Genomic DNA, 12,030 nt, shown 5'->3' on the forward strand with positions numbered 1-12,030 from the left:
GGCAGACACCACGGCCCCGGTGAGATGGTCTGAGGGAACAACGACATGGCCACTGCGGTGGCGCCCTGGGCGCCCGCTGCGGCTATGGGGCTCCGGGATCACCCGGAGATGTCGTCGTCGCCTGCCATGTCCGGTCTCCTCGTCGCACGCCGTCGCATGCCTCGTCACACGCTGGACAGCGTCATCGATGCTAACAGCCGGCTCGCTCGCACGGCCTCCCGATTCCGGTCGGCCGGGACCGGAGATCGATTGGCGACGGCCCTCACCCGGGTCTAACGTCGGGGGAGTGAACGACCGCGTTCACTCCCCGCACAAGCGGCGACGAACCCATGACCGGCTCCCACGCGACACCCGCGCAGGCCACCGCAACCCCCCGGAGGGACCGCGGCGGCACGATAGCCCTGCTGGTCATCTGCTCGTGCCAGCTGATGGTGGTCCTCGACATCACCATCGTGAACATCGCCCTGCCGCACATCCAGACATCCCTCGGCTTCTCCACCGAAAACCTGTCCTGGGTGGTCAACGCCTACACCCTCACCTTCGGCGGCCTGCTGCTGCTCGGCGGGCGGATCGGTGACATCCTCGGGCGGCGCCGGGTCTTCATGACCGGTGTCGCCCTCTTCGTCATCGCCTCCCTGCTCGGCGGACTCGCCCAGGAATCCTGGCAGCTGCTCGCCGCCCGCTCCCTCCAGGGCGTCGGCGGCGCCATCGCATCACCGACCGCGCTCGCCCTCATCACCACGACGTTCCACGAAGGCCCCGCCCGCAACAGGGCGTTCGGCGTGTTCGCGGCCGTCTCGGCGGGCGGCAGCGCCATCGGACTGCTCGCGGGAGGCGTGCTGGTCGAGTGGCTGGACTGGCGGTGGATCTTCTTCGTCAACGTGCCCATCGGTGCGCTGATCGTGCTGGCGACCCGCCGCTACATCCAGGAGTCCGAGCGCCACCCGGGCCACTTCGACATCCTGGGCGCCCTCACGGCGACGCTGGGCATGGTGAGCCTCGTCTACGGGTTCATCCGCGCCTCGGAGGAGGGCTGGAGCGACACCCTGACCCTGGTCGCGTTCGCCGCGGCGGTCGTGCTGCTCGGACTGTTCATCGTCAACGAGAGCCGGTCCCGGCAGCCCATCACCCCGCTGTGGATGTTCCGCGACCGCAACCGCGCCGGTACCTACGGGATCATGCTGAGCCTCGCGGCGGCGATGTTCGGGATGTTCTTCTTCCTGACCCTGTTCGTACAGAACATCCTCGGCTTCAGCCCGCTGCGCACGGGCCTCGCCTTCCTGCCGGTCAGCGTCATCATCGCGATCGGCGCCGGATTCACCTCGAAGCTGCTGCCGAAGTTCGGACCCAAGCCCTTCATGGTGACCGGCGCGGTCCTCGCGGCGATCGGGCTCGGCTGGCTCACACAGACCGACGTCCACAGCTCGTATCTGGGCAGTCTGCTGGGCCCGGTGCTGGTGTTCGGGCTCGGCATGGGCCTGCAATTCGTCTCGCTGACGCTGATGGCGCTCTCCGGCGTCGCGCCACACGAATCGGGCGCGGCCTCCGGAATCCTCAACACCACGCAGCAGGTGGGCGGATCGCTCGGCCTGTCCATCCTGGTCACCGTCTTCGGTACGGCCAGCCGCAACGAGGCGACCGACCAGGTGCCCAAGTTCATGGCCGAGGCGACACCGGCGCAGCTCGCGCAGTTCCGCAGGACGGGGCAGCTGCCCAGCCCCTGGGGCGACCAGGTCCTGGCATCGGGCGTCTCCACCGCGTTCCTGGCCGCAGCGGCCTTCGCCGTCGCCGCCGCGCTGATCGCGCTGCTCGTCATCCAGGTCCGCCCCTCGGACCTGGAACGGCTGCGCGGAAGCGGAAGCGGGAGCGGCCGGCCGGGCGCCTGAACATCCGCCGCACCGCTCCCGCCCGACCGCCTCCGCGACCCCTCAGCCCTTGACGGTGAAGCCCGCCCGCAGCAGGTCGTCGTCGCGCGACGACGACCCGACCAGCAGCTCGAAGGCCCCCGGCTCCACGACCCGCCGCCCCTCGGCGTCCACCAGTCCGCACGCGGCCACCGGCAGCTCGATCGTCACCTCGCGCGACTCGCCCGGGGCCAGCCGGATCTGCCGGTAGGTCTTCAGCTCCTTCTCCGCCCACGTCACGGACGTCACCAGGTCACTCACGTACGCCTGTACGGTCTCCAGCGCGGGGCGTCCGCCGGTGTTGCTCACGGTGACGCGCGCCCGCAGGGTGTCGCCCGCGCCCAGGACGTCGGTCAGCACCTCCAGGTCCGTGTAGGCGACGGTCGTGTAGCTCAGCCCCTCGCCGAACGCGAACGCGGGCCGCTGCGTCAGGTCCGCGTACCGCGAACCGTGCTGGCCGCGCAGCTGGTTGTAGTACGTGGGCTGCTGCCCGGCGTGGCGTGCGAAGGACACGGGCAGCCGGCCGGACGGCTCGATGAGGCCGAGGGCCAGCTCGGCCACCGCGCGGCCGCCCTGCATGCCCGGGTTGAACGCGTACACGATCGCCGACGCGCGGTACGCGGACGGCGGCAGCACCAACGGCTTGGAGGCGATGACGACCAAGGTGAACGGCTTGCCCGTCGCGGCGAGCGCGTCCAGCAGCGCGATCTGCCCGCCGATCAGCTCCAGGGTCGCGGTCGAGCGCCCCTCACCGATCAGCTCGATGCGGTCGCCCACGACGGCGACGACATGGTCGGCGGCCTCGGCGGCGGCGACCGCCTCCGCGATCAGCTCCTCGGACGGCTCGCACGGGACGACGATCTCGGGGCGCGGCTGCCCGTCCGGGAAGAACTCGCCCTCCGGGTCCGGGCCCACCGTCAGGATGTCGGCGCCGCGCGCGTGGGTGACGGTCCAGCCGGCGGGCACCTGCTCCCGGAAGCCGTCGAGGACGGTACGGATCATGGCACGCGGCTGACCGTCCGGCAGCCAGTCCGCCTGACCGGAGGAGCCCGCCCAGTCGCCGAGCTGGGTCTGCGCGTCATCGGCGTTGGGGCCGATCACGGCGACCGTACGCGGGGCCGCCCCGGCGTCCGCGACCGCCCGGCCGTCCGCCCCGGCCGCGAAGCCGCCGTCCAGCGGCAGGGCGCCGTCGTTGGCCAGCAGGACCAGCGAGCGGCGGGCCACCTCCAGGTTCAGCTCGGCGTGCCCGGCGCTGCCGATGACCGCCTGCTGCCGGTCCCGGTCGGGGTGGCGTGGGTTCTCGAAGAGGCCCAGCTCGAACTTGAGCGTGAGGATGCGTGCGACCGCCGCGTCGACGTCCTCCTCGGCGAGCCGCCCGGTCGCCACGGCCTGCTGCGCGCCCTCGAAGAAGTCGGGCGTGGTCATCACCATGTCGTTGCCCGCCCGGACCGCCGCGGCCGCGGCCTGGGTGTGGTCGGCGTACACCTTCTGCTCCCACACCATGCGCCCGACGTTGTCCCAGTCGGTCACCAGTGTGCCGGTGTAGCCCCACTCGCCGCGCAGCACCTCGTTGAGCAGCCAGTTGTTGACGGTGACGGGGACGCCGTCCATCGACTGGTAGCCCAGCATGAACGTACGGCAGCCCTCCTTGGCGACCCGCTCGAACGGCGGCAGGAACCAGGAACGCAGCTTGCGGCGCGAGATGTCGGCCTCGCTCGCGTCCCGGCCGCCCTGGGTCTCGGAGTAGCCCGCGAAGTGCTTGGCGCAGGCCAGGATCGCCGTCGGGTCGTCCAGCCCGTCGCCCTGGTAGCCGCGCACCATCGCCGACGCCAGCTCGCCGATGAGGTGCGGGTCCTCGCCGAACGTCTCGCTGACCCGGCCCCAGCGCAGGTCCCGGGTGATGCACAGCACCGGCGAGAACGTCCAGTGCACACCGGTCGCGGCCACCTCGACGGCGGTCGCCCGCGCCACCCGCTCCAGCAGCTCCGCGTCCCAGCTCGCGGCCATGCCCAGCTGCGTCGGGAAGATGGTGGCGCCCTCCCAGAAGGAGTGCCCGTGGATGCAGTCCTCGGCGACCAGGAGCGGGATGCCGAGCCGGGTGCGCCGGGTCAGCTCGGCAGCCTCCAGGACGCGCTCGGGCGAGGCGTGCAGGATCGAGCCCGCGTGCATGTCCTCGATGTGCTGCCGTACCCCGTCCTTGCCGTTCAGCTGGAGCATCTGGCCGACCTTCTCGGGCAGCGTCATCCGGCCCAGCAGGTCGGAGACGCGCTCCGCGATGGACAGGCGGGGGTCGAGATAGGGCAGGGAGGAGCCCACGGGAGGTCCTTTCACGACGTCGGCGACGTTCTGTATGCGGAGGCTGTGCGCTCCGGGCACCACCGTACGCCGAATACCAACCTAGTGGTAAGTAAGTAGGATGCGAACATACGCGGCGGGGCCTGCCGAGACGACCGGGGAGTGTGCGCGATGACCGGCGAAGAGCGGCGTGGATACGCGAAGGGCCGGGCCAAACGCGGGGAGATCCTCGACCAGGCCATGGCCATGTTCGGTGAGGCCGGCTACCGGGGCGCCTCGCTGCGGGTGATCGCCACCCGCTGCGGCATCTCACATCCCGGACTGCTGCACCACTTCCCGACCAAGGAATCCCTGCTGCTCGCCGTCCTGGAACACCGCGACGCGGTGGACGGCCAGTGGCTGGAGGCGGGCCGCCCGACCGGCGTCGACCGGCTGCGCCGGCTGGTCGGGCTCGCGGCGCTCAACGCCGAGCGGCGCGGCATAGTCGAGCTGTTCTGCGTGCTCTCCGCCGAGGCCACCTCCGCCGACCACCCGGCCCACGCCTACTTCGTGGAGCGGTACCGCTGCTCGGTCCGGTCCACGGCCGTCTCGTACGCCGAGGCGCGCGAGAAGGGCGTGCTGCGCGAGGGCATCGACCCGCGGGAGGCGGCGCAGCAGCTCATCGCGCTGATGGACGGACTCCAGGTCCAGTGGCTGCTCGGCGACGGTGAGACCGATATGGCCGGGGTGCTGTACGCGCATGTGCAGGCGCAGTTGACGGTGCCGCTCTGAGCGGAGAGCGGAGGCGACGGGCATCGCGAGACGGGTGCCCCGCACCTCTTTACGGGCTTGTCATGTGCCGGTAACTTCCCTTGCTGCAAGAGATTGCAGCAAAATTCCGGCTTGATTTACAAGCTCGCTCGGACCTTGAGGCGCGTCAGGGTCTCCGGCGGGACGGCGCGGGCCCCACCTCCCGCGCTTCGGACGCCACGGCTTCGCCGCCGCCGTGGCCCTTCCCTGGAGACACCATGAAACGCAACGCCCACCGGTTGCTGAGACGCACCCTGGCGTCCGCCGCTGCCGCCGCCGCGGTGTGCGGGCTGCTCACCGCGCTGCCGGACACCGGCCTCGACGCACGGCCCGTCGCGGCCTCCGACACGACGACCACGGTCTTCTACTACACCAAAACGAAGAACTGGGCCGCCTACAACCTGCATTACGCCCCCGACGGCGGCTCCTGGACCACGGTGCCCGGGGTGGCCATGGAGGCCGCCTGCACCGACTGGGTCAAGAAGACCGTCCCGCTCTCCGGCGCCGAGGGCATCCAGGCGACCTTCAACAACGGCTCGGGCGTCTGGGACAACAACGGGGGCGCCAACTACGACCTGGGCAGCGGGAACATCACCGTCAAGGACGGGGTCGTCGCCCACAGCGACCCGTGCGCGGACGCCGGTGACCCCGACCCGAGCCCCACCCCGACGGACGAGGCGCACACCGCCTCGGTGTACTACTCCACCGCCACCGTCGGCTGGACGACCACCAACCTCCACTACCAGCCCGCGGGCGGCTCCTGGACCACCGTGCCCGGTGTCGGCATGGAACCGGCCTGCACCGGCTGGGTGAAGAAGACGGTCGACCTCGGAACCGCCACCTCGATGCAGGCCGCGTTCAACAACGGCAACGGCGTCTGGGACAACAACAACGGCGGCGACTACACCATCCCGGCCGGCCTCAGCACCGTGAAGGACCGTGTGGTCGCCGAGGACGCCGACGACCCGTGCGCCGACGAACCGGCCGACACCGAGGCGCCCACCGTGCCGAGCGGAGTGACCGCGAAGGCCGACGGCGTCGCGGTCGTCCTGAGCTGGGAACCCTCCACGGACAACACCGAGGTGACCAGGTATCAGGTCACTCGCACGGGCGGTACCAAGGGCAGCGTCGTCACCGATGTGACCTCCACCGTGCTCTCCGAATCGGGCCTGGAGGAGCACACCGCCTACACCTACACCGTCAAGGCGATCGACGCGGCGGGCAACACCTCCGCCGCTTCCGCGCCCGCCAAGGCGACCACCGGTGACAAACCCCCGGCGGCCGCCCAGGGCACACCGCTCGGCACCGACCCCCGCAAGGACCCGATCTACTTCGTCCTCACCGCCCGCTTCAACGACGGCGACGCGAGCAACAACCGGGGCGGCAGCCAGGACGTCAAGTCCGGCAACGCGGCCAACAACGACCCCATGTTCCGGGGGGACTTCAAGGGCCTGGTCAACAAGCTGGACTACATCAAGGGGCTCGGCTTCTCGGCCATCTGGATCACCCCGGTCGTCCTGAACCGGTCCGACTACGACTACCACGGCTACCACGGATACGACTTCTACAAGGTCGACCCCCGCCTGGAGTCCGCCGGAGCCTCCTACCAGGACCTCATCAACGCCGCCCACGCCAAGGGCATCAAGATCTACCAGGACGTCGTCTACAACCACTCCTCGCGCTGGGGCGCCAAGGGCCTCTTCACGCCCACCGTCTACGGCGTCCGCGACACGCAGTGGAGCTGGTACTACGACGAGAAGAACGAGGGCTTCGAATACGACGGGCTCACCGTCGAATCCAAGAGCGGCAAGTCCTACTACAACGGCGACCTGTGGTCCACCGCCGAACCCGCCGGAAACACCTGCCTCAACTGGGGCAAGCCCACCGGCGGCAAGTCCGCCGAGGGCTACACCATCTACAACTGCCAGTGGCCCAACCCCACATCGGGCATGTTCCCGAAGGAGTACTACCACACCTGCTGGCTCGGCAACTGGGAGGGCGAGGACTCCCGCTCCTGCTGGCTGCACGAGGACCTGGCCGACTTCAACACCGAATCCGCACCGGTGCAGAACTACCTGATCGGCGCCTACGACAAGTACATCGACATGGGCGTGGACGGCTTCCGCATCGACACCGCGGTGCACATCCCGCGCACCACCTGGAACCGCCGCTTCCTGCCCGCGATCCAGGAGCGGGTCACCCAGCAGTTCGGCGCCGAGGCCGCGAAGAACTTCCTCGTCTTCGGCGAGGTCGGCGCCTTCGTCAACGACAAGTGGAACCGCGGCTCGGTCAACCACTCGGCGCAGTTCTTCACCTGGAAGGAACGCAAGGAGTACGACGCCGACGACGCCAAGGCCGCGCTGGAGATGTACGACTACGAGGAGCAGCTCGGCACCGGCAACCAGCCGACCTCGACCAACGCGTTCCTGGACGGCAACAGCTACCACACCCCGGACCACAGCGAGTTCTCCGGCATGAACATCATCGACATGCGCATGCACATGAACTTCGGTGACGCCACCAACGCGTTCAACAACGGCAAGGACTCCGACGACTCCACCAACGACGCCACCTACAACGTCGTCTACGTCGACAGCCACGACTACGGGCCCAACAAGAGCAGCGAACGCTACGCCGGAGGCACCGACGCCTGGGCCGAGAACATGGCCCTGATGTGGACCTTCCGCGGCATCCCGACCCTCTACTACGGATCGGAGATCGAATTCCAGGCCGGCAAGCAGATCGACTGCGGCCCCACCTGCCCGCTCGCCACCACCGGCCGCGCCTACTACGGCGACCACCTCGCGGGCAGCGTCACCGCCTCCGAGTTCTCGCAGGTCGACTCCGCCTCCGGTGAGGTCGCGAACACCCTCGCCCAGCCCCTGGTGAAGCACCTCCAGCGGCTCAACCAGATCCGCCGCGCCGTCCCCGCCCTGCAAATGGGCCAGTACTCCACGGAGGGCATCACGGGCCAGATGGCGTACAAGCGCCGCTACACCAGCGGTACGACCGACAGCTTCGCCCTGGTCACCGTCACGGGCGGCGCCTCGTACACCGGCATCCCCAACGGCACCTACAAGGACGCCGTCACCGGTGACACCCAGGTCGTCAGCGACGGAAAGCTGACCGTCGACGCCCCCGGCAAGGGCAACATGCGCGTGTACGTGCTCAACGGCCCAGGAAAGATCGGCACCGCGGGCCCCTACCTGAAGTAGCCCGGATGTGGGGGTGCCCCGGCTGCCGGGGCACCCCCACACCGTCACATGCCCAGCAGCTCCGCCCGGCCGATCATGGCCGTCGAGCCCGGAGCCGTACACGCGAAGGCACCCGCCACCGACCCCAGCCGGGCACACTCGGCGGGCGCACGCCCGTCGAACCTGCCGTACAGGAAGCCGGTGACGAACGCGTCGCCCGCCCCGTTGGAATCGACCACCGGCGCCGGCGGTACCACCGGGGGAACACGCACCGGCTCGTCGCCGCCGTCGCGCGTCAGGAGGTACGCACCCTCCGCGCCGGCCGTCGCCACCACCGCCCCGGCCCGGCCCTCGCGCAGGATCTCCCGCATCAGCGCGGGCGCCCGCTCCCCGGTCGTCGCCGCGCTGAAGAACACCAGATCGGACCGGAGCGCGAACTCCCGCTGATGCTCGCTCAGCCCGTCCCAGTCGTGCAGATCCGTGGAGACCGGCACCCCCAGCTCCTCGATGTCGTCGTACAGGAACCGGGCGAAGTGCGTGATCGACAGATGGACATGGCGGGCCCGGCGCAGATGGGGCAGATAGAACTCCCGGGGCATCCGCAGATCCTCCGGGTCCCGGGCGTCGTAGAACGACATCCGACGGCCCGTGGCGTCCACCAGATTCACCGCGCGCCGGGTCCCGGCCGGCGAGATCACCGCGTGGAACTCCACATCGCCCTTCGCCAGACGCTCGCGCACCTGACCACCGGTCCAGTCGTCACCGATGCAGTCCAGGAACGCCACGTCGAGCCCCAGCGCGCGGGCGCCGAGCGCCACGTTGCCGCCGGTCTGGCCGGGCCACTCCCGGATCGGGCCGACCATCACCGCGTCGGCCTGCGGGACCGGCAGGGCGTCGACGCGGACGATCGTGTCCACCCCGCTGCCGCCGACCACCACGACGTCGTACTCCGTTTGCCGTTGGACCACTGAGCCCCCTCTCGTGTTCCCGCCGCGCCCAGTATCGCCCACCCGCCGGCCGCTCGACGCGCGCCCGGGACACCCGCTGGCTAGGCTCGACCGGGGGCCGACGACCTGTGCCATGGAGGCTCACGCCATGAAGCTGTTGCCCGAACCGCGCGACATCCCGCCGCGCCTCGCCACCGGCGCTTTCATCCTCAACTCCGGCCTCGGCAAGCTCAAGGCCGACGAGGGGACCGCCCAGGGGCTGCACGGGATGGCCAGCAACGCCTATCCGTTCCTCGGCAAGCTGGAACCCGGTCGGTTCACCCGGTTGCTCGCCTGGTCCGAGATCGCCGTCGGCGCAGCGCTGCTGACCCCGGTCGTGCCGACCCGGCTCGCCGGACTCGCCCTCACCGGGTTCTCCGGCGGCCTCGTCGGCCTCTATCTGCGCACCCCCGGCATGCGGGAACCGGGCAGCCTGCGGCCGACGCAGGACGGGACCGCGCTCGCCAAGGACTCCTGGATGCTGGGCATCGGCCTCGGCTTCCTCGGCGCCGGCGGCTCCTGCGCCGGGCGCACCACCCCGAAGTGCCGCACCCGGCGCGGGTGCTCGCGCTGACCCCGGGCCACCGTCACGCGTGGACCCGGGCCATCAGCAGCGCCACGTCGTCGTGTCCGTCCGGGTCCCGCAGCTCGCGCAGCAGCCGGTCGCACGTCGCGTCGAGCGACACGTCCGGCGTACGCAACAGCCCCAGCAGCCTCGCCAGCCGGCTGTCGATGTCGTCGTCCCGCGTCTCCACCAGGCCGTCCGTGTAGAGGACCAGCCGGTCGCCCGGGCCGAGCGGGACCGTGACATCGCTGAACGGCACCCCGCCCACCCCCAGCGGCGCCCCGGCCGGCAGATCGAGCAGCACCGGCTCACCGCCCTCCGGGATCAGCACCGGCGGCAGATGCCCGGCCGTGGACACCCGGCACCGCCCGGCCCCCGGGTCGTAAGCGGCGTAGACACAGGTGGCGAACCACGGGTCCAGGCCGGCGGTGATCTCGTCCAGGTGACCCAGCACCTCGGCGGGCTCCAGGGAGAGCCGGGACAGGGTCTGGGTGGCGGTGCGCAGCCGGCCCATCGTGGTCGCCGCGTTGATCCCGCTGCCCATCACATCGCCCACCACCAGCGCGGTGCCGCCGTCACGCAGCCCGATCACGTCGAACCAGTCGCCGCCGACCTCGTACCGTGAGGCGGCCGGCCGGTAGCGGGACACCACGTCCAGGCCCACCGGGTCGTGATGGTTGCGCGGCAGCATGCTGCGCTGAAGGGTGAGCGCGGTCTCCTGCTGCTGGCGGTAGAGCCGGGCATTGTCGATGCCGACCGCGGCCCGGGCCGCCAGCTCCGCGGCCAGCGCCTCGTCCTCCGCCGTGAACGGCAGCGGGTTGTCCGTCCTGATCAGGTCGATCGCTCCCAGCACCTCGCCCCGCGCGATCAGCGGCACCGCCAGATACGAATGCGCACCGGCCTCGGCGAGCAGGGCGGCCGACCGCTCGTCCCGGGCCACCCGCGCCAGCTGCTCCGCGTCCAGACGCGGCACCCGCACCGGCCGGGCCGTCCGCACACAGCGGGTGACGAGGCGGTCGGCGTCGTACCGGGCGGCCCGGCCCGTCGGGTCGGCCGCCTCCACCACGGGCGTCGGCCGGGCCGCGACGACGGCGAGGGCCCGGATGAGCAGCGGGCCGTCCGTCGGCCCGGGGCGCCCCTTGAGGACGCTGTCCAGCACGTCCACCGCGGCGACGTCGGCGAGCTGCGGCACGGTGACCTCGGCCAGCTCCAGGGCCGTCTGCTCCAGGTCGAGCGTGGTGCCGATGCGCACCGACGCGTCGGCGATCAGCGCGAGATGCTGCCGGGCCCGCTCCGCCTCGGCCGCCGCGCGGTACCGGTCGGTGACATCGATCAGCGACACGGCGATGCCGAGCACCCGCCCCGCGGAGTCGTCGAGCCGGTACAGCGACACCGACCAGGCGCGGTCGTCGTCCGGCGCGGCGGGGGAGCGGCCCACCACCTGGCGTGACACCTGCGGGACACCGCTGTCCAGGACCTCCCGCGCGGCCGCCTCCAGGCCGTCCTGGCCCAGGAACGACAGGGCCTCGCCCACCGGCCGCCCCAGGTGCTCGGCGGCGCTCAGGCCGTCCATCCGCTCCAGCGCGGCGTTCGCGGACATGAACCGCAGATCGGGGCCCAGCACCGCGAGGCCGATCGGCGACTGGTCGACCAGGCCCACCGACAGCGCCAGATCCCGCTCCAGCCGGCGCAGCACGTCTCCGTCGGCCGCCAGCCCCAGCGCGTAGAAGTCGCCCCGGTCGTCCTGCAACCGCATGTTGCGGAACTCCAGCAGCCGGGTGGTGCCGTCCTTGTGCCGTACGGGGAAGACCCCGGCCCATGCCTCGCCGCTGCTCATCACCTCGCCGAACAGACGCAGCACCAGCTCGAAGTGCTCCTCGTCGACCAGCACCCGGGCGGCGAACTCGCCCAGCGCCTCCTCGGCGGAATACCCCAGCAGCCGTTCCGCCTGCGGGCTCCACAGGACGATCCGGCCCTCGGTGTCCAGGACGAGCGCGGCGACCCCGAGGACGTCGAGCAGACCGCTCTCGGCCGACCGGCGCGCGCCCGCCCGGCGGGCCTCGCCCCAGCCGATCCGCATGTCATCAGTGCCGCCCACGGACGATCCTTCCCAGCCGTCACCGTGCCCGACGCAGGCCCGCCGTCTCCCATGATCGCCCCTGAGCCGCCGCCCCCGCAGCTTCGCGGTAGGTGAAGAGGCCGCGAAGGAGGGGCCACCGGGGATTCGGGGACGAAATGCCGGTCACCCGCAGCGTACCGAGGCGAACGCGACCGCTTTGGATGAGGCAGGATGAAGC

Annotated in this window: 7 protein-coding genes; 4 read left to right on the forward strand and 3 right to left on the reverse strand. The window is 71.0% G+C overall.

Going from position 1 to position 12,030, the window contains the following annotated elements:
• Window positions 1-329 precede the first annotated feature (329 nt).
• On the forward strand, window positions 330-1,886 hold the full coding sequence (locus OG338_RS28645) for an MFS transporter (RefSeq protein ID WP_405940121.1): 1,557 nt from the start codon (window positions 330-332) through the stop codon (window positions 1,884-1,886).
• A gap of 42 nt (window positions 1,887-1,928) precedes the next feature.
• Here OG338_RS28645 and OG338_RS28650 read toward each other — a convergent pair whose 3' ends face one another.
• Entirely contained in the window at window positions 1,929-4,220 is a 2,292-nt protein-coding gene (locus OG338_RS28650; RefSeq protein ID WP_405940122.1) for a glycoside hydrolase family 3 N-terminal domain-containing protein, read from the reverse strand.
• 150 nt (window positions 4,221-4,370) lie between these two features.
• Here OG338_RS28650 and OG338_RS28655 point away from each other — a divergent pair, with 150 nt between their 5' ends.
• Window positions 4,371-4,970, forward strand: a complete 600-nt coding sequence (locus tag OG338_RS28655) for a TetR/AcrR family transcriptional regulator (RefSeq protein WP_405940123.1) — start codon at window positions 4,371-4,373, stop codon at window positions 4,968-4,970.
• Window positions 4,971-5,206: 236 nt separating this feature from the next.
• Complete coding sequence (locus OG338_RS28660; protein ID WP_405940124.1) at window positions 5,207-8,203, forward strand: carbohydrate binding domain-containing protein; 2,997 nt, start codon at window positions 5,207-5,209, stop codon at window positions 8,201-8,203.
• Window positions 8,204-8,247: 44 nt separating this feature from the next.
• Here OG338_RS28660 and OG338_RS28665 read toward each other — a convergent pair whose 3' ends face one another.
• Entirely contained in the window at window positions 8,248-9,150 is a 903-nt protein-coding gene (locus OG338_RS28665) for a carbohydrate kinase family protein (protein WP_405940125.1), read from the reverse strand.
• Window positions 9,151-9,277: 127 nt separating this feature from the next.
• Here OG338_RS28665 and OG338_RS28670 point away from each other — a divergent pair, with 127 nt between their 5' ends.
• Window positions 9,278-9,742 (forward strand): hypothetical protein, encoded by a 465-nt coding sequence (locus tag OG338_RS28670; RefSeq protein WP_405940126.1) that lies wholly within the window; start codon window positions 9,278-9,280, stop codon window positions 9,740-9,742.
• A gap of 13 nt (window positions 9,743-9,755) precedes the next feature.
• On the opposite strand, the gene OG338_RS28675 is transcribed toward OG338_RS28670, so the two are convergent.
• Window positions 9,756-11,813 (reverse strand): SpoIIE family protein phosphatase, encoded by a 2,058-nt coding sequence (locus tag OG338_RS28675; RefSeq protein ID WP_405940552.1) that lies wholly within the window; start codon window positions 11,811-11,813, stop codon window positions 9,756-9,758.
• Between the last annotated feature and the right edge of the window lie 217 nt (window positions 11,814-12,030).

It is taken from the genome of Streptomyces sp. NBC_00726, from assembly GCF_045161735.1.
Lineage (GTDB): Bacteria > Actinomycetota > Actinomycetes > Streptomycetales > Streptomycetaceae > Streptomyces.